This window comes from Halococcus hamelinensis 100A6, assembly GCF_000336675.1.
In the GTDB taxonomy this organism is placed as follows: Archaea; Halobacteriota; Halobacteria; order Halobacteriales; family Halococcaceae; genus Halococcus; species Halococcus hamelinensis.
Map to the genome: position 1 here is coordinate 28,300 of NZ_AOMB01000037.1, position 17,985 is coordinate 46,284.

At 52.3% G+C, this 17,985-nt stretch carries 17 protein-coding genes and 1 pseudogene; 12 read left to right on the forward strand and 6 right to left on the reverse strand.

Annotation, left to right across the window (positions count from 1 at the left end):
* Nucleotides 1–387: 387 nt before the first annotated feature.
* On the reverse strand, nt 388–588 hold the full coding sequence (locus C447_RS17385) for a YegP family protein (RefSeq protein ID WP_079255031.1): 201 nt from the start codon (nt 586–588) through the stop codon (nt 388–390).
* A 729-nt stretch (nt 589–1,317) separates the two neighbouring features.
* Between C447_RS17385 and C447_RS18250 the strand changes: the two genes are divergently transcribed.
* Nucleotides 1,318–1,455 carry a DUF7503 family protein gene (locus C447_RS18250; protein WP_007694758.1) on the forward strand — a complete coding sequence of 46 codons (138 nt, stop codon included), beginning with the start codon at nt 1,318–1,320 and terminating at the stop codon, nt 1,453–1,455.
* Between the two features lie 315 nt (nt 1,456–1,770).
* Here the strand turns inward: C447_RS18250 and C447_RS13305 are convergent, their stop codons facing one another.
* On the reverse strand, nt 1,771–3,591 hold the full coding sequence (locus C447_RS13305) for a hypothetical protein (protein WP_338034870.1): 1,821 nt from the start codon (nt 3,589–3,591) through the stop codon (nt 1,771–1,773).
* Nucleotides 3,592–3,629: 38 nt separating this feature from the next.
* Here C447_RS13305 and C447_RS17755 point away from each other — a divergent pair, with 38 nt between their 5' ends.
* From C447_RS17755 to C447_RS13340, 8 genes and pseudogenes are all read left to right on the forward strand, one after another.
* Entirely contained in the window at nt 3,630–4,058 is a 429-nt protein-coding gene (locus tag C447_RS17755) for a hypothetical protein (RefSeq protein ID WP_007694762.1), read from the forward strand.
* Between the two features lie 259 nt (nt 4,059–4,317).
* Nucleotides 4,318–5,493: a Fic family protein gene (locus C447_RS13315; protein WP_029601878.1), complete on the forward strand. Its 1,176-nt coding sequence runs from the start codon at nt 4,318–4,320 to the stop codon at nt 5,491–5,493.
* Nucleotides 5,494–6,065: 572 nt separating this feature from the next.
* Nucleotides 6,066–6,281 (forward strand): annotated as a pseudogene (locus C447_RS13320) (alcohol dehydrogenase catalytic domain-containing protein); the annotation flags it as partial.
* 178 nt (nt 6,282–6,459) lie between these two features.
* Entirely contained in the window at nt 6,460–8,391 is a 1,932-nt protein-coding gene (locus C447_RS13325; protein WP_079255040.1) for a sulfatase-like hydrolase/transferase, read from the forward strand.
* A 397-nt stretch (nt 8,392–8,788) separates the two neighbouring features.
* Nucleotides 8,789–9,808 carry an alkaline phosphatase family protein gene (locus C447_RS13330; RefSeq protein ID WP_007694772.1) on the forward strand — a complete coding sequence of 340 codons (1,020 nt, stop codon included), beginning with the start codon at nt 8,789–8,791 and terminating at the stop codon, nt 9,806–9,808.
* Nucleotides 9,809–10,086: 278 nt separating this feature from the next.
* Nucleotides 10,087–10,269 carry a ribbon-helix-helix domain-containing protein gene (locus C447_RS17395; protein ID WP_007694775.1) on the forward strand — a complete coding sequence of 61 codons (183 nt, stop codon included), beginning with the start codon at nt 10,087–10,089 and terminating at the stop codon, nt 10,267–10,269.
* A gap of 48 nt (nt 10,270–10,317) precedes the next feature.
* Complete coding sequence (locus C447_RS17400; protein ID WP_007694777.1) at nt 10,318–10,785, forward strand: 6-pyruvoyl trahydropterin synthase family protein; 468 nt, start codon at nt 10,318–10,320, stop codon at nt 10,783–10,785.
* 1 nt (nt 10,786) lies between these two features.
* On the forward strand, nt 10,787–11,566 hold the full coding sequence (locus C447_RS13340; protein ID WP_029601874.1) for a 7-carboxy-7-deazaguanine synthase QueE: 780 nt from the start codon (nt 10,787–10,789) through the stop codon (nt 11,564–11,566).
* Between the two features lie 577 nt (nt 11,567–12,143).
* Here the strand turns inward: C447_RS13340 and C447_RS17405 are convergent.
* The 4 genes from C447_RS17405 to C447_RS18665 form a co-directional block, all read right to left on the reverse strand.
* Complete coding sequence (locus C447_RS17405) at nt 12,144–12,794, reverse strand: HFX_2341 family transcriptional regulator domain-containing protein (protein WP_080505390.1); 651 nt, start codon at nt 12,792–12,794, stop codon at nt 12,144–12,146.
* A complete protein-coding gene (locus C447_RS17765; protein WP_152416167.1) occupies nt 12,791–13,573 on the reverse strand; it encodes a hypothetical protein in 783 nt (260 codons plus the stop codon). The genes C447_RS17405 and C447_RS17765 overlap by 4 nt, the downstream gene beginning before the upstream one ends.
* 2 nt (nt 13,574–13,575) lie before the next feature.
* On the reverse strand, nt 13,576–15,576 hold the full coding sequence (locus tag C447_RS17770; RefSeq protein WP_152416168.1) for an Eco57I restriction-modification methylase domain-containing protein: 2,001 nt from the start codon (nt 15,574–15,576) through the stop codon (nt 13,576–13,578).
* Nucleotides 15,577–15,777: 201 nt separating this feature from the next.
* Nucleotides 15,778–16,515, reverse strand: coding sequence for a hypothetical protein (locus C447_RS18665; protein ID WP_010612280.1), 738 nt, complete (start codon nt 16,513–16,515; stop codon nt 15,778–15,780).
* A gap of 312 nt (nt 16,516–16,827) precedes the next feature.
* Here C447_RS18665 and C447_RS18985 point away from each other — a divergent pair, with 312 nt between their 5' ends.
* The 3 genes from C447_RS18985 (at nt 16,828) to C447_RS13360 (ending at nt 17,965) form a co-directional block, all read left to right on the forward strand.
* Nucleotides 16,828–16,977 carry a zinc ribbon-containing protein gene (locus C447_RS18985; protein WP_007694785.1) on the forward strand — a complete coding sequence of 50 codons (150 nt, stop codon included), beginning with the start codon at nt 16,828–16,830 and terminating at the stop codon, nt 16,975–16,977.
* A gap of 237 nt (nt 16,978–17,214) precedes the next feature.
* Complete coding sequence (locus C447_RS13355; protein ID WP_010612281.1) at nt 17,215–17,577, forward strand: nucleotidyltransferase domain-containing protein; 363 nt, start codon at nt 17,215–17,217, stop codon at nt 17,575–17,577.
* On the forward strand, nt 17,570–17,965 hold the full coding sequence (locus tag C447_RS13360) for a HEPN domain-containing protein (RefSeq protein ID WP_007694787.1): 396 nt from the start codon (nt 17,570–17,572) through the stop codon (nt 17,963–17,965). The genes C447_RS13355 and C447_RS13360 overlap by 8 nt, the downstream gene beginning before the upstream one ends.
* Nucleotides 17,966–17,985: the final 20 nt, after the last annotated feature.

Below are 17,985 nucleotides of genomic sequence, written 5' to 3' on the forward strand. Positions count from 1 at the left end.
GGAGTGCAAGAGACGCAATAACAGAAGGTCAACCAAGTGATATACTGGAGGTTACAGAACAGCCGCTAGCCTCATGACCGACTGAGAACATCGGTGCTGCCACACTCCGGACACTGTGTAAGGCTACGGAACGGTGGTGCATCAACTCGATTCCACTCGTCACTGCCGGAATCCGCTTCGAACCCACACTTCAGACATCGCGATTGCCGTGATGCGGATCGGGTGCTCATACCGATCATTACTACATCAAAGATAATAGTGTTTACCCTGCTTGCTCGGCTCTCTGCGATAATCGCTTAAAGAGTTCTACCAATTTACGGTCAGTACCAGTTTTCGTTGTATCCACCTCAACCCGATACCAATGAAGCGGGGATTGGCAGGTAGAAACTACTCATCCGGAAGCTCAACAGGAGCACTTGAGGCGTTCGCCTGAACAGTCCGTAAGTCACGGAGTACGGCCTGTTCGGATGTATAATCTTGACGTGATTCAGCGAGGATAGTGCCGTTGATGCTGATGAATTGCCAGCCCCAACTATTAGGGGCATCTTTGTAGACATCGAAGTAAGCAGGTTTGGTTGTGGTACTCATACACGAGGTTTGGACCCTACGCTTGTAAATATCTGTTTGACGCTTGCAGGGTTCTTTCCAGCGAACACTATCAGCACTAGTCGGAGCTTCTCACCTCAAACCCCGAGGCTCCAGACTATATGTTCAAAAATAAATATTATGAAATATTTAAGTATATGTATTGCATCCTACCATAGTATGAGTGAGTGTCCCCTATGCGACGAGCCTGTATCTGCGGAGCGGCCACGGCATAAGGTCGTTCTCAGGGTTGAAGACAGAACACGCCCCGCAAAACAGATAACGGCTGAGGAAACTGAAGTCGATCGATACTGTCTCAATCAGCAGGTGTGTTCGGATTGCTGGGAGAACCTCCTCAAGAAGGTCTCGTAGCTCATTTCTCAAAGAACAACATCTACTTCTTCACTCGATCGGGTTCCTTTCTTGAGGGAGATTCTCTGTCAGTCTGAGCGGCTTGATCGTTCTATTGTGGCTACTGGTACTCCGCTCGTATCCCACGTAGAGCTGCGGTAGCCTGCTGTTCGCCTACAGTCTGACCTTCTTAGGTGTGCCAGCGATAGGTTCATCAGGATTACTCCAAGACTGGGTTGACAAACAGAAAATCCACCTTACCCTGGATATATCACGAACCATCGTCGGAAATCTATATGTTTCAGATAGAAAAACCAATTCAATTCATGTAATAACTATTCGAAAATATTCATATCAGTTGCGCGCATTGGATAGGATGTCATGTCCGACAATGACGACCTCCGGACGTACCTGCAAAGCCACCCGAAAACCCTCGGCACGCTGTTCGGCCTAACAGTCCTGCTATCCCAGATCGGGAGCGTGGCAGCGAGCCATACCAGCTTCATCTCAGGTCCCTAACCCTGCAGATCGTCAGCATCGATTTGGGAGCTCCAATGTAGCTTCCCATCAATCTTGGTTGGAGCATCCGATAGTGGAAGGAAATTCAGCAGTTCGTTCTGAGAAAGGTCCTGCTCTCGAATTTCTCCAGTAGAGATATGATATTCGGTGTCATCGAGATGTGGTGCAACTAGTGTCCCCAATCCAGTGCTTGAGGTGTGATATGATTTGATCGTCAAATCGAATGATTCGCCTTTCCGTTCTATACCTAGTAGATTTGCTGTTCCACTATCGGTTTGTGCGACTGAGAGAGTCCCATCGCCCACAACGAGGTATTCACCCCCCAATGATACTCTCCTCACGAGCGATCCCGAGCGCAGGGCGCAGCGGAAACCCGGAGTTGAGAAGGCGTGCGAGCGTCCGACCCATCGTTACGGCTTCGCAGTTCAAGACGTCCGTGAGGGTGACAATACCCCCAATAGCACCATGTTCGATGAGTGCCATCCCTTGGCGGTAGGACTGACAGGCGTTGAGTAAGAAGGCATCCACACCCACCGATTCCAACGTCGTGGCATCGAGTTTTCCATCCACACATTCGAACCCCTCGGGGTCGACGTGTCCAATGTAGTGAAGAAAGTCACTCTGGGTCGAGAGTACCGCTTTGAGCTGCTCGACCGTAAGGTCGCGTTCAACAGTGATATCGAAGGGTAGCTCATCGCGCTCACCGTAAGTTTCATTGATGAAATCTCGCTCTTCATCCATCGACGCGTCGTTGCAGACGACGGTAATACCGATCTCACCGTCAGTCGGAGTACGGGCAAGGCGATGCTTGTAAGCCTCAACGGACCCCTTACTTGCGTTTACGGGTGTCCCTTCGCCAACCCACATCTGTTCGAGTGATTCATCCGGCTCAGGTTCGACAAACGGATCCTCGGACTGGACTCCCTTATTCGAAGTCGCGCTCCGCGTGAAGCCCTCACTCCTGGCTGTTTCGGATATCGCAACATCGCCGCTTTCTACGGCCCCAGCCATCGCGGGATTCGGGGCGGGTTCTGGATCTTCACACCGAATCGTCGCGAGGTCGTTGACGGCAAACGGGAGCATTTCGACACTAGAAGCAGTAGGGCTCACGTGAGTGGTGAGCTTCCACTCCGGAAGATGGTCCTCGAGCGTCTCGAACGGCACGGCGAGGTAGGCTTCGAGCTGATCGGCTAGCGAGGTGTCGTATAACGTAGGGAAATCGAGACCGATCTTCGCTTCCAGCATACGTCGTTCGTGGACTTCGATAGGGTAGAGCCCCTCAGTCCGGGTGAGACAATCGAGGAAGAAGACCTGCTTCAGCGTGCGTTCGACCGTCTGCTCGAATCCCGTTGGCCCATCCAGACTGTATTCGAATCCCTTCTCGGTTCGTAAGAGAGGTTCGTCACCGGGAACCACTCGTGCACCGAGATAGTACGCCAGTGATGCAACGAGGAATACTGAACGACAGTCCGGCGGGACTTCAATAGCAACGCCGGTCTTGGGTGGTTCCAGCCCGGCGAGATCGAGTTCATCGCCTACTTCGACCATCGGTGGATGACCTCTGAGCGTGGGGTACGAGCGCTCCGAACTCGTTGTCTTGAGGGCCGAACCAAATGCCGAAATTACTCGCATCAGATCCTCAGGGTCCGTTGTGGTCGTGACTGTCGCCGCTGGTTGATCGTGATATGAGCGAGCCCCCACTACGACCTCCGTGGGCCCATCGAATTCGATGGTCATGCTCTCTGCAGTCGCACTCAGTGTGATGGCGCTCTCAACCCGAAGGTAGAGCTTGATGGGTGCGTGTAACTCGACCGTGTATTCACCCACTGGGAGTTCCTCATAGGCGAAATGATTCGCTTTGCAGACTGGTGACCCGTCTTCATCGCGGATGTGTACTGAGATAACCCTCGGTAGCGAGATGGCGGTAGTGGTGATCGAAGTAGCAGTATCGACGGGAAACTGAAAGTCGTCCGTCGTAGCCGGCTCGGGAAATACCTCTTCTGGTGTCGACAGCGTATAGCGATGGCGTTCGATGGGGTCGATCGCTAGTAGCCCACCATTATCTGCTACCTCGAAGAATGGAGATACATGATTTTCACTCGCTCGTTCGTTTAGTAATCGATTCGACGTACTCATTCTGTATTCACTAGAGTAATCCATAATCTAAAAAGGTATTGGCGAGGATAGTCTTCGGGCTTGCTCGCGAGAAGTCTACGACCGGGGCGTACAGCCTACTACTCAACGATTATGAGACTGAGGGCGATATCCTCGATCTCGTTGCCCTGGATGCCGATGGCGAGGTCGTCGTGGCGGTCGAAGCCGAACGAAGCAACAACGACCGGTATACGTCCGTTCCGGACGATTTCGATAAAATGGCGGCGTGTGAACCGGACCATGCCCTCTGGGTGGTGATGCATCGGGATGGTGCTCACGATGTCCTCAACGCACTCAACAACCCAACGGATGGCGAACCACGGGTCGAAAAGACCTACGCCTCCGGGACACCGTCAAGTCAGTTCACGATCGACACCGAGGGACTCACCGAGATTGCAACCATCTCGAGGGTCCAGACGGCGATAGAAGACGGTGAATCGCTCTGGTAAGGCAATCGAATTGAAGACCACGACTTCACACCTTCCGACCGATGGAATTCTGTGAGGGCAAGCTAGTCTGTTTCTGAAATAGAGCGGTCAGCGTGCCCAATTATCCGACCGTCCCTGTGAGCTGTATCTACCAACACAATATGACCTCATGAGATTCATCTGCTGTAGGTAAATTCATCTACAGCCGATTCCTACCATCTATCTATTCATTTACCACCAATGGATTAATACTTCGGGGAGATCTACTGGTTGAGTATGTATGCAACAGTCAGACCTCGATTCTAACGCTCCTGGTGAACTCATTTCGTACGGACGGAGGTCGTACTACAAGCCTGCTCCGCTGCCGCCATCCCGCGACCTCGCTCTCCGACCCGACTTCTATGAAACGCTCTCAGACGCAACGTTCTGGTTAGGGAAACTCAGTGGAATAAGTCTCGAACTCGATTTCCCGCCAGTACTCTACACCTCACTCCTCCGTAAGGAAGCCATGCAATCCGCTGAAATCGAAGGTGCCGACGTTGACTACGATGCTCTCTACAGCCTCGAAACACGCTCATTTGACGCCGGTGAAGACGAGATAAGCGTCGAATCCACGAAGGGCCAAACGAAGGACACGCAGGAAGTCCTCAACTACGAAGACGCTATCAAGGATGGTATCGAGGCACTCGACCGAGGCGAAGACTTGACCGTCGAACGATTGCACGAATTCCACGAGACCCTTCTTACGAGCGTTCCAGACGACCGCGTTGATACCGATACTCTCGGCGCATACAAGACGACACCGAACCATATCGGTGAGTTCTTCCCACCCGTTCCAGATCAGGTCGATGGCCTAATGGATGGGCTGTTCACCTACTACAGAACTGGCGGGAGCTACCACCCGCTCGTAGATGTCGCACTCTTCCACTACCAATTCGAGACCATCCATCCATATGGCGACGGCAATGGTCGTCTCGGCCGACTTCTCATCACGCTCCAGTTGTACGACGCTGGCTACCTCGAACGCCCGAATCTCTATCTCAGTGAGTACTTCAATCGAAACAAGCCGACGTATATCGACCGGTTGGAGGCCGTTCGATACGATGGCGATTGGGAAGTGTGGCTATCGTTCTTTATCGAGGGTGTCGCTCGCCAGGCCCACGAGTCCGTCGACCGAACGCTCTCGCTGGCCCGCCTCAAGCGTCAGTACGACGCTGAGTATGGGGGAAAGTCGTACACGAAGAACCAACTTATCGTGAAACTCTTCGAACAGCCCTACGTCACAAGCAAGACTGTTCAACGGCTCTTTGGCGTCAAGCAACCGACGGCATCACGAGTAATCAACGACCTCGTCGACGAAGGAATTCTGGAAGAAGTGACCGGGAAGGGGCGCAACAAGGAATATCGTGCCCGAGAAATTTTCGAAATTCTTGAGCAGCCACCGCAGACCTACTGAACATGGTGGTGACGTGCCGGATGGTGTATGAATCGGTTGGTCCACAACTCGATCTGTCCTCGTCGGTCATTACGCAGCCAGTACTGCCTGCTCGTAGTTGAAAGTCGTGGCTACGTGCAGTAATTCTCCGCCGAGAAGCCAGCGCGTTCCTCCCTCGTATCTACACCTTGTCGCCAGAAGCACTTAAAGAATCAGCGATCTTCACACATCTTCATTTTCCTGTGGCCTCAAGGTCTTACCAAACATTCGGCGCGCCATGTGAACTAGCGTTTGGTAAGACGGGAATTCCTTCTCGTGGTAGCGAAACGACCGATATCAGTACTCTCACCGCGTGAAGTATGTGTCCGAGTGGAGTTCGTGAGTGATCTCTCTCAGCGACGGCTCACCACAATCGTCGCATTTGGGTGGCTCGTCCGGCGACGCGTAGACCGTCCCGCACTGTTCACACACGAAGTACCGCAGGCTGAGCACATTGGGTCTACGCGAGCAAACCTCAAACCACTACCGTGAGCCTATGAGAAAGGTGTCACCCGTGCCCGGAGGGTTTTGCTGGTCGGGTTCGAAGGAGGAGTATGCGAGCCGTTCGCTACCACGAGTATGGTGGGCCGGATGTCCTCGAAGTCGATGAGATAGACCGGCCAGTTCCCGATGTGGACGAGGTCCTCCTCGAGGTTCGGGCTGCAAGCGTGAACGCGGTGGATACGCGCTTCCGAGCGGGGACCTACGGTTCGGTTTCACTCCCAGGGATTCCAGGTGGTGATGCCGCAGGGGTCGTCGCAGAGGTCGGTGGGATAGAGTGAATTTGACTGTCGTACTTCTCTCGGTAGCCCCCGAGCGTCGTCTGGTAGCTTATCTGGCGCAATCAGTTCGGCGTTCCATGCATCAAATGGTTGCAGAGACTACCGCTTGAAACAGGGATACCAAAAGCACCAACCTTTAATCCACACCCTGGGTCCGCCTTGCTACATGGCGGCAACTGATAGGCCGAACGTCCTCTGTTTCGTTTGTGACCAGCTCCGATATGACCACTTGGGGTGTACTGGTAATGACCTCGTCGAGACCCCAAATATCGACGCACTCTCTGAAACCGGGGTGACGTTCGATCGAATGTACTCGAACAACCCAATGTGTACACCGGCCCGGTCTACGATGTTTACTGGGCAGAACCCTCACCAACACGGAGTTCGGTCGAATGGCGTTGCACTATCACGGGATATTCCTGCCCTCCCCGAACTCCTCTCGGAAGACGGTTACCGTACACACTCAGCGGGGAAGATCCACCTCGATCTCTATACTCTTCCGGTCCCTCAGCAGGTTGCTCACATAATGACCGAACTTTCAACCCAGGCAGACACCCCGTTTGCCAAGCGGCTCCGAGATACTCTCAGCGGCGTGCTCCACGAATTGCTAGAGTGTCCCGATGACTTCAGCGAGGGCCGCACGTCTGGAGAATCCCACGAGGGGTTCTCCGGCCGCGCTAAGAGCCCGCTCGCCCGCGTACTTGAAGCAATCCACGTCCCGAAGTGGTCCGATACCGCACTTCTATTTCGTGAGGCTATCGAAAATACTGTTGAAGATTGGCCTGCTGACAGCCTCTCAGAAGCAGAGTGGGACGCGTTTTCAGCGGAACTCGAACGACAGTTAGCGGGGATGTTTGAGGAACTTGATGTGACGGAGTTCTCTGAGCTTCAGTATGATCCTGAAGCCTTCCCTGAGGCTCGAGAAGTCTGGGAATCTGGGCGAATAGACGAACTACCAGAGTCCTACTACGGATTCGATACTACGGACTTTACTGGTGGGCATGTCAACGAAATTTTTGGCGAGTACAAAGATTGGCTTCGGGAGACCCATCCGGACGCCTACGACCGACTCGATTTCACCCATCCTGACAACACCCGCGGGAATACCTTCCAAGTCCTCGATGAGTGGTCACTCCCCGAATCGGCCCACTATAACCACTGGATCAGCGACCGGAGCATCGACTTCCTCGAAGAGCAAGCCGACGAAGACGACCCCTTCTTTATGTGGTGTTCGTACCCCGACCCGCACAACCCCTACGCCGCACCCGAACCGTGGGGATCGATGTACGACCCAGCGGACGTGTCACCACCGGCACGGCGCGAGGGTGAACTCGAGGATCTGCCACCGTTCTACAACGACGTTTACGAAGGTGAATTCTTCCAGCTCCAAGGCCTCTACACCGATCCGCGTCCAGAGGTCGATGAAGGTTCTGTTGAGGAACTCATTGCCCAGACCTACGGAATGGTGAGCTATATCGACTATGAGGTTGGTCGAGTGATGGATGCGCTTGAAGCTCAGGGGCTCCGCGAGGACACCATAGTAATCTTCCTCTCGGACCACGGTGCAATGATGGGCGACCACTGGATGCTCCGAAAGGGACCTTTCCAATTCGAGAGTTTGCTTCACGTGCCGGCAATCTGGAGCTGGCCCGACGAGTTCGTCGAGGATGAACGCATCGAGACTACTTGTAGCCATACGGATTTGTTGCCCACCCTACTCGACTGCTGTGACGTGACTTCACCACATGCGGCTTACGAGCCCTCGTATCGTGACGATCCGTCTTCGTGGGCGGGCCGTTCGCTCGCTCCACTATTGACTGGTGAAGTCGACGAGATGGAGCGCTCGGTCGTAATTGAAAACGACGAGGACTATCTCGGAATGCGTGCGCGGACTCTTATCACAGATCGATATAAACTTACTGTCTATGCTGGCGAAGAGTACGGCGAACTGTTCGACCTCAATAAGGATCCTAAGGAGCTCCATAACCGGTGGAATGACTCCGAATACGCTGAGACCAAGAACAGGTTGTATCGCGAACTAGTAGATGAACTTGTGCGCCAGGAAGGCGCGGTTCCCCCCCGTCGCAACGTCGCCTAAGCGGCAGCAAACTCTATCTTAGCTAATTAGCGAAATACCATGAAGAGATAACCGAATTTGTGGGTCTTAGTTGGTGGAAGCTAATAATGCAACTAGATCGGATACATTTATACAAATACGTTGTTCTGAACGGCCTTCTTTCTTTGTATTATATTCCTTTATCATTCTGTGAGGAGGGATACACCACTTGCAGATTCTGGAGAACAGTTGAGTACCAACGAGGCCAACTCACGCGTATTAATAGATTCACCAAGTCTCGTATTTGAAGAACAGAAAGGTCGATAATAGATGGGACACAGAGCATTCTATTGCTGAACCGCGAGAATCCGGCGTCTTTTTCGCCTTGGGAGTCGTGCAGGCAAAACAGTAATAGTCCTGTTCCGGGAAATCCGTGTCTATGACTAGCACGACCGTTGTCCTCGGTTGGGACGGGCTCGATCGCACTCTCGTGGAGGAGTACGATCTCACGGAAGCGTTCGGTCCACACTACTCGCCGCTCGAAACGTTCGACAACCCGATTCTCGGCAAGCCTCACACCTACGAACTGTGGCCGTCGATAATCACCGGCCGACCGCCGAATGAGCACGGTGTCCACATCGCTACTGATGAGGACTCCGCCCCGAATCACCCGCTATTCGAAGCGATTGGCGAGACAGTATGGAAAGCCACACCGCGGCGACTCCGGGCGGCGCTCGAGAAACGATTTGAAGGTCGCGGCGCAAAACTCGGTCTCCTCTCTGCGGACTACTATCGAACGCGGGACATTTCGACGGTGTTTGACGGTCGTACAGCGAGACCGATTGCAATTCCGAACTACCGGGTGACGCGCGATTACGATCTCGATGTTGTTTTCGACCGAGGTCGGGAGTTCGAGCGATTTCTGCGGGCCGGCGAACGCGGCGGGCGCAGTCGCGCACTGGCAGCGTTGGTCCCGCAGCTTGAGGAACTGCTTGCGGGTGAAGCATCCCGGAAGTTCGGCATCGTCCGGTCGGCAGTCCAGCGTGAGTACGATCTAGTGTTTGTCTGGCTTGGGTTCATTGACACTGTCGGGCACCTCGCACCCATCGCCGGCGAGATAGCGCCGGGGTGGCAAGAGCGAAGCTATCGGCTGGCTGCCGACTGGACGCGCGAACTTCGGGAGGCACTGCTAGAGACAGATAAGGTCGTATGTGTCTCGGATCATGGGATCCGGGAGGGTCATCATACTCCCGACGCATTCATTGGTGCGACCCATAAGGGGATTCCCGAGAGCGCCGATACCGTACTCGACGTCCGATCAGCCATCGAGAATGTGACACCGGCGAGCGGGGTGACCGGCACACCGGACCTCAAGGAGGCCTACCGAACCGAAGGGCACACGCACGTTCGGACGGCTAGGGATGTCAAGGAGCAACTAGATGGACTGGGCTACCTTTGAGCGACACCGCAGGCGTGCTATCGCCACCTATTAGGTGTACCTTTTCGACAGTAGAATAATCGACATAATCCTCTTAATTACTCATTGAAACTCTGACCTCTATCTCGACCACGCCACCTAACTCGCCTAGGCGCTTCGCAGCCTTTGACAGCGGTCTTCGTGAGTAGTTACTAGGATTACTACATCAAACTCAGGACTCAGTCACTGTCTAATTGGATACTGCTTTCTGAGTTCCATGGGCAGGCAAGGTTCATAGTATTCCACAGGTATTATACGATATGCCGAAAATCAGCGTCGATGTTCCACAGGAGCTGCTTGATGATCTTGATGAGCACGTTGGAGATGGAGGGAAGTTCGTCAATCGTAGTGACGCGATTCGCGCATCTATGCGCAAGACGCTTGATATTCTGGATGATATTGATGAGCGCCATGGGAGACTTGAGCACGAAGAAAAACTCTAGTTTTCCATCGGCAGTTACCTATAAGTGAATGCGAGATAATACTAGAGTATGCCTGAGGTTGTCCCAAGCGAACATAGACATGATCTGTCGTCGCTTACTGATGAGGAACGGATATTGTCGATTGGGTCGGACCGCCCAATCCGTATCAGTACTGGGCATCGGTTACTCCATCATCAAGGGAAGTGCAGTCGACCACATGGGCACAACTACGAGATCGCAGTCGAGGTAACTGGTAAATTGAGGGAAGAAGGCTGGGTCGTGGACAAAGGTGCTGTGACCGATATTGTTGACGAATGGGACCATCAATTCCTTCTCCAACGGGGTGATCCACTTATCGAGGCGTTCGAGCAGAGCGGAGACGGAGATGCTACTGTAGTTCTTGATCATCCTCCGACAGCTGAGGTGATGGGCATCATTCTTGAAGACCGGTTAGAGGAACGATTACCGAATTCGGTCACTGACATAGCAGTGGAAGTGAGTGAAACGAGTGAACTTCGGACACAGCCTTTGAGATAACATGCCTGTGAATTCAGAGGTCGACGTGAGTGAGAGTTCGCCGGACAGCTCCGAAACTGCGAGCTTTCCGATCAACGAGCTCTTCTATTCGATACAAGGAGAGGGGAAGCTTGCGGGTGTCCCATCCGTCTTCGTCCGAACAAGTGGCTGCAATCTCCGCTGTTGGTTCTGTGATTCCTACCACACCTCTTGGGAGCCGACGCATGCCTGGATGGATGCTGAGGACATCATCGAAGAGGTATCCTCGTATAGTCAGGCAGCCCATATTGTGGTCACCGGAGGAGAGCCTCTTATCCACGATGAATTAGGTAAACTCATCAATGCTCTCGACAGCGAGGGATATCACACCACAGTCGAAACGAACGGAACGATATACCGAGATACGTCGATCGGCCTTGCGAGCATTAGTCCTAAACTCGCCAGCAGTATACCTACGCCAGCAAGGGACCCCAAAGGCGATGGTGAGTGGGCCGAGAAGCACGAGCAGCAACGAACTGATATGACGGCGCTGACACGTCTCATCGAAGACTATCCCTTCCAGCTCAAATTTGTCGTTACTGACTCAACTGATATCGATGAGATAACTAATCTCGTCGAACGAGTTCGCCAACAAACGAGCGTTCGAGTACGGAATCAGGATATCCTGCTAATGCCAGAAGGGCAGACTGAAAATCAGATTGCGAAGAAACGTGAGGACGTCGCTGACCTGGCAATGGAGCACGGATATCGTTACACTCCACGTTTGCACGTCAATCTGTGGAACGATGAAGCGGGTCGGTAGGGATGAAGAGCGACTCCATGAACCAAGTTATTAGACTCCATCGTTCGAGATCAGGTATCGGTAGCTAATTCACCTACAATACAAAGCAATCAATGAACGACGAAACCCCTGATAAATCGAGACTGAACTAGGCGGGGTACAAACTCGCCGGAACATTGCAGATGCTCACGACCAAGCCAAGCGTGACTTTATCAATGGCGTTGAGTGGTTGGTCCCTAACGACGAGCGGGGGTGTTCGCCTGTTTGCGAGGCCACTGCAGAAGAAATTGAGGCTCGTGGTGGGGCCGTTTCAATCCTCGAGCTACAGGAAATTCTGCGAACGAACGCCGAAAAGTACGACGGAACACCAGGGCGAATGGATGACTGGATACCGCACAACAGGTGTCGATGCACCATTGTGAAATCACTCGGATAACTCCCGTGTCAGCACAAACTGGATGTTTCAGATGCGGAGATTCAGAGTTGAATAGCCTGTTGCTCGGGTTCTAAATTCAGCTTTCCCAATAAATTGATCAGGCGTCGTCGTTATCAATACGAATATCATTGACCACCCAGATATGATAAGAGCAATAATTGGTTAGCGCGTCCATGAAAGGTACAATCTACCCATGTCAGTCAGGTATACCCGTTTACTCCGACCATCGGTTTCCGTTTCTAGCAGGCCTTGTTCATCCAATCTATTGACATGGTAGCTGATTTTTTGGGCTGCTTCTTTAAGTTCTTCTCCGATATCTCGATAGAGAACTCCTGTACGGCCTTCTTTGTCCCACCTACCAACAGTCGTTAACACATTTCGTTGAAGTCCCTCAACCTCGAAGGTAAGGGGCTGTTTCGGTGTTGGAAGTTCTAACACAAGATCATCAATCGGTTCCTCACCGGTCTGAGGTTCTAGTACATAATACGGCGTCGCACCTACAAAGAAAGATGATGATGTCGCACCTCCTGCGACGAGGTTGGTTCCCCCAGTAATGTTGATATACATCGTTGCCTGGGGATTGTTCTTTGCGATATCGACAATTGGATCTACTACATCACGAAGATCAAAGGCGTTGATCGTCCGTCGATGGACATCATATCCGAACCGATCAAGCTCAGTTGCTAAGTCGTTCCCTGTATCAAGGAAGGCATCACTTGTGAGGAGATACACTGTCTCGACGCTCCCAAACGCTCGGAGACCACGGTGAATATGCTCAATCGCCCGTCCGTGCGGAACAATATGTGTACTCATGGAGCATACAGTTCAACGTCTTCTGCCGGGTCGCTACTTGGTTTTTCGGCTGGGCGAACTTTGACGATATCTCCTTCCGAGGGGAAGAAGGCAAGAGGTGCCTTGAACTTCGTCCGGTATCCGAGTTCCGCTTCTGAGTATGTCGTTATTTTCCCTTCCATCCTATCATCGTAAATGACGTCTATGAACCCGACTTCGTGGTCTTCCTCCCCAAGCAATTCACCCCCTTTCATAAACTGCGTGAAATCCCCAATCTCCAGAATTCGCAACCAAACCTCCAAGATTTGCTCCAGGACTTTCCAAATCAAATTCAGCATGCTCGTTAACACTGGGTCGGGTTGTCCAGGAGATACTGGTGGTCCTTCCTCGCCAGCGTGCTCTTGATCATCACGGTACTTTTTGAATGACCCAAGGGCGAACTCTTCCTCAAATTCAATCTGTTCTTCTAGATAGACGCTTGCATATAGGCGGAACCATCGAACTAGGTTCACGAGGTTGTCACTGTGTCTATCGGGTTTGAATTCGAGTTTATCGTAGAATCCCTGCTGACGGATACTTGCTCCGACAATTTGCTTTATGTTCGAATACAGTGATTGTCCGACAGAACTGTTGCTTGTTGAAGCGCGTGTGAGTTCTACAGCCGAAGTAAATGCGTTTTCAAAATCCTCTCTAATTGGTCCCTCTTCTAGTTCGTCAATTATGATTGTCTCTGCGATCTCCCTGGTATCTTCGATTTGTTCGTCAAGTAGTTGACTTGGTGTATAAGTATCGAACACCATGTTTACACCCCCTTTGAGAAATCCGGTACTGGAAGGTTATGTAATGCACTTATCGTGATGTATCTTATCGCACTCCCGGTTCGATTTGCCTCCAAAATATCATTCCCTAACTTTGATTCGAAGAACGACTGATACAGGTCCGCCCGCTGATCAGAGTCAAACTTGACTACAGCCCACCGAGAGGAGGGGATGACATCACGATCGATTCGACGGACAACCGTGCCTCCACCCTTAACGGATATCAGAACGTCTGTTGGAGTTGCGATCGTAGATACGTCATCGGGAGAACGGAGAGACAAATCTTCGATTTCAATGTCACGAGTTGTGTCGAGGTATGGTAGTCCGGAGTCTGCTTGTTCTGGTTCCCTCGTTGTCCCTGACTCAATTATCGCAACCTCTCCTAACTTTGTGATAGCATCATACTGTCTATAGAGTTCGTCTACAACGTCTCGCTCGCCCTGTATCTGAGATGGGAGAAGTGTTCGGACCTCTCTAGGGTCAATTTCAATTACGTCCGCATGTCCACTATCAACCACCTCAATCGCAGTGGCGATGTCGTTCGGTCCGTCGTGCTCTGGCTCAGGAGAGACCTCTGCTGTTGCAATCGCTTGATGCGATGGTGATCGTGAGTTGCGGATCCGAATGATAGCTCCCCGGAAGCTGACATCAGAAAACACCGCACCGCCAAACGTGATGATAGCCTCAATTGTTGCTTGCTGAAGAAGATGATCCCGAAGCCCCTTCGATTGATCGCCCGCAAGAATGTATTCTGGAATGAGGGCAACCAGCGTGCCATTGTCATCTAGCAAAGAGAGTGCACGCGCCACAAACGCTTCCTCAATTCGAATTTGATTCCTTGAACTGTGAAACTCAGGGACACGGTCGGCAAAAACTCGCTCACCTATTGGGGGATTCAAGACGATCCGGTCGAATAGGCTGACCGAGTTGACACGATGGGTATGCGATGTCTTATCCGTGCTGTACGATCCCAAAGCCAGACTGGAGTCTGAGTCAGGTTGACTTTGCGAACTCCACTCAAAGAAGTCAGCACAGACACTCTCAATCGCGTCATCTTGTTGCCCGAGCTCGTTAAGAAATGCCGCAATGATTACAGCAGTTTCGTTGATTTCTACACCGGTAGCACTCGCCCCACGAGTAGCGAGCTCACGGCATAGAACTCCAAAACCGCTAGCGGGGTCAAGCACTCGATCCTCTGGTTCAACTCCTGCAAAGTCTACCATAGGGCGAGAGACTTTCCGCGAGAGCTGCTCAGCCCCGAGCTCCGTGTGACCTGCAAGTTCGTCAAAAAATCCTGATGCTACGTCTGCAGATGTCTTCGATAGCTCGAAACTACCGAAATAACTGAGCGTTGTTCGAACTGTTTCTAAGTCATGTGGCACTATGTCGACGGGCTCGAGTGCGGTATAATGTGACTTGAGAGGGTCCTCAAGTTGCACCAACTGATTCTCGAGGTTGTTAGAGTGATCAAGTTGAACACTGTCTCTCTCGGCGGTCAATTGGTATAAGAGGGCCAGAAAAACGTCAGATTTCAAATTAGACTCATAGCTGTGTTGCTCATGCGCTCCGAGGTCTTCCAGCAATAGACGTAGTAAGAATCTAACTTCGACAACGGAGTCAAGAGGCCGATTACTGCTATTTGTCTGGATTCCCGGGAACGAAGGAAGAATTGTCGGTTCTTGATCAGAAGGACTGAAGCTAAAAATGTAGTCAAGAGCTGGTGTTATCACTGCTCCATACTGTGACCCGCTCTCACGGATGTATTCAAACAGCTCCTCTCGTCCGCTTCGGAACCGCTCATTACTCTCCTTACCAGATTTTACCTCAACAACCAGAAATATATTATTCTGGTCAGTGGTTTCATAGACAACTAAATCTGGTCTGAGCCTTGTACCAGCGAGTGAATGCCCCACTCCGATGCGTTCGGAACCATAGAGGTCAGCAAGTCTTTGTCTGACCTCTACAACGAATTCAGCTTCTTTCACTGCTAATGACTGCGATGGAGAGGAACTAATACTTTATCTTGGACAATCCAATCTCCGTTTTTACATTCATTTTGGTTGAATAGTTGGTTACTAGGGTACTGTCTAGTTACTGTTCCAACACCTCTTCAACTGGCGTGAGATTATTGAATGCCTAATTAGGTCGTTGTAAATTATAGTAGTGGACGAAGGCGAGATATCAAATCAGGCCAAGGAGCTAATCGCAGTATTTGGTAGACTTGGGTCACGGTAGGGATTGCGGCCGTAGACCGCATCGTGGAGGTCGCGTTCGTCGAGTTGGTCGACGAGGGTTCGACGGAGTCGATTGAGACTGGTCGTGTCGAGGTCGTGGTTCTCGCAGAGGCTCGTGAACGATTCCTCATCGGTGATGGAGCGGAACTGGTCGTAGAGGGCTGCGAGTTTCTCTGGGGACTGATCGGCGATCCACTCGTCGTCGTGGAGACCGAGATGATGCTCACGTTCGCGGTCGACGACGTGGCGGATCACGACGAGGGCGACCTTGGGGATAGCACGCTGACTACCGAAGGCGGTGAGGTCGAGATCGACCATCGTCCCGATGGCGCGGTCGCGCTGCCACGGGGTGAGATCGAGACTACTACACAGAGCGTGGGTCAGTCGGAGCTTTTCGAGCCGGTGAGCACGCCGGCTGTAGCCCTCCATCGCGGGATGGCGCTCGTCGTGGAGCCGCCGAACGTTCTCACTCAGGTCGTGCTCGGGTGCGTCCGCGCGACCGATACGCGTCGCACTCGGCGTGACGAGCCCCCATCGACGGACGGTTTCGTCGCGCTGGAGGTCTGCTCGCGAAACAGTACTATCTCCAGGAAGCTGGCTGAGTGGCGAGATATCGCGTTCGCTGAGCAGTTCCGGGTGGCGGTCCTCAACCGCTGGAAGTAGATACCGACCAGTATCCTCGTCGGTCATTACGCAGCCAGTACTGGCTACTCGTAGTTGAAAGGCATGGCTATGTGCAGTAATCCTCCACCGAGAAACCAGTGCGTTCCTCCCTCGTATCTATACCTTGTCGCCAGAAGCACTTAAAGAATCAGCGACTATAATGTGCCATCGACTTTGCCTGTCCTCAACATCTTACCAAACATTTAGCGCATTGTGAGAGATAGCGTTTGGTAAGACGGGGGACTCCTTCTCGATCCAATGTACTGTCCGGACTGTGGAAGCAAGTCAGGGAATGTTGGTGGACAACAGATGTATCCGCATCGAAGAGTTGGATCAATCATGACGTACGATGTGGGTGAAAAACCCGGTGTCGGGACGTACTGTTGCACCAACTGTGATTGGGAGGTTGACCTGGACGATTCAACAGATACCCTCCCACCCTGTGGAAACTGCGGCAAAGGTCACGATACAGAGTACGTAGACTGCTAGAATTTAGCAGGACTATCAGTAGCCTCATGAATCGAATGTCAGTTTCATCAAGCAATCTGTAAGTGTCGGCTATGATATGTCAGCAAAACCGAGGAGAGATATACTCATGGTTGGAGAGCAAAGGACGAGTAACCTCTGACTCTCCTTCGGGTTCAGTCCTCTACCCAGAAGCTCACGCCCGGTCAGTCACTCTGGAAAGCAAATATAAATGACCTCAACACCTATGTTCCTCCAGAGATGAGCGGGAAGGCCGCACGTAAGCCACTATCTGCCGACGCCCATACGGACGCAGCGGCGGCCTTTGGCAAACGCGCACGGTCTAAACACGGCACCGACATAATCGATCTGTACGTATTTGGTTCAACTGTTCGTGGTGAAGCCCACGGACGATCGAGTGATGTTGATGTCCTAGTTGTCGTCGAGGAGAACGACCGGCGTGCTCTTGAGGAATCGCTTCGCGATATCGCCCTCGATGTGATGCTCGAATATGGCCCAGCAATCGAGTTACATATCCTCTCGGAGACCGCATTCGAGCGCCATCAACGGGAACAGAACCCCTTCATCCAGAACGTTCTCTCTGAGGGGCAGTCGTATGGTTGATGACGACAGAGACGCTGCTGTCGACCGAGAAATTCAGCAAGCCCAGCAGGCACTCGACGATGCTGCCAAAGCTCAAGATGCTGAGCTCTCAGACGCGGCAGTGATAAACCGACTCTATTATGCCGCGTTTCACTCCGTTCAGGCCGTTCTCTATGCCCGTGAATTCGACCCCTCATCTCATGGAGGAGTTCTTTCACTCTTCGGCTCAGAGGTTATCGCCGTCGGTGACGCTTCTCGGGACGATGGTCGATTCTTCAGCCAACTCTCGGAACTTCGCCAACAAGCCGACTACGGGTACGATGAACTTGATGAGAACGTTGGCGCTCTCTACTCCCGAACACAGAAGCTCGTTACCAAGATGGAATCCCTCTGCACCCCCGCTGAGTAAGTCGTTTCTTGCGATCAACG

What these genes read in the sequence shown, in the direction of transcription:
- C447_RS17385 (WP_079255031.1), bottom strand. Translation starts at nt 588, where the DNA reads ATGAGTACCACAACCAAACCTGCTTACTTCGATGTCTACAAAGATGCC.
- C447_RS18250 (WP_007694758.1), top strand. Translation starts at nt 1,318, where the DNA reads ATGTCCGACAATGACGACCTCCGGACGTACCTGCAAAGCCACCCGAAA.
- C447_RS13305 (WP_338034870.1), bottom strand. Translation starts at nt 3,591, where the DNA reads ATGAGTACGTCGAATCGATTACTAAACGAACGAGCGAGTGAAAATCAT.
- C447_RS13315 (WP_029601878.1), top strand. Translation starts at nt 4,318, where the DNA reads ATGCAACAGTCAGACCTCGATTCTAACGCTCCTGGTGAACTCATTTCG.
- C447_RS13325 (WP_079255040.1), top strand. Translation starts at nt 6,460, where the DNA reads ATGGCGGCAACTGATAGGCCGAACGTCCTCTGTTTCGTTTGTGACCAG.
- C447_RS13330 (WP_007694772.1), top strand. Translation starts at nt 8,789, where the DNA reads ATGACTAGCACGACCGTTGTCCTCGGTTGGGACGGGCTCGATCGCACT.
- C447_RS17395 (WP_007694775.1), top strand. Translation starts at nt 10,087, where the DNA reads ATGCCGAAAATCAGCGTCGATGTTCCACAGGAGCTGCTTGATGATCTT.
- C447_RS17400 (WP_007694777.1), top strand. Translation starts at nt 10,318, where the DNA reads ATGCCTGAGGTTGTCCCAAGCGAACATAGACATGATCTGTCGTCGCTT.
- C447_RS13340 (WP_029601874.1), top strand. Translation starts at nt 10,787, where the DNA reads ATGCCTGTGAATTCAGAGGTCGACGTGAGTGAGAGTTCGCCGGACAGC.
- C447_RS17405 (WP_080505390.1), bottom strand. Translation starts at nt 12,794, where the DNA reads ATGAGTACACATATTGTTCCGCACGGACGGGCGATTGAGCATATTCAC.
- C447_RS17765 (WP_152416167.1), bottom strand. Translation starts at nt 13,573, where the DNA reads ATGGTGTTCGATACTTATACACCAAGTCAACTACTTGACGAACAAATC.
- C447_RS18665 (WP_010612280.1), bottom strand. Translation starts at nt 16,515, where the DNA reads ATGACCGACGAGGATACTGGTCGGTATCTACTTCCAGCGGTTGAGGAC.
- C447_RS18985 (WP_007694785.1), top strand. Translation starts at nt 16,828, where the DNA reads ATGACGTACGATGTGGGTGAAAAACCCGGTGTCGGGACGTACTGTTGC.
- C447_RS13355 (WP_010612281.1), top strand. Translation starts at nt 17,215, where the DNA reads ATGAGCGGGAAGGCCGCACGTAAGCCACTATCTGCCGACGCCCATACG.
- C447_RS13360 (WP_007694787.1), top strand. Translation starts at nt 17,570, where the DNA reads ATGGTTGATGACGACAGAGACGCTGCTGTCGACCGAGAAATTCAGCAA.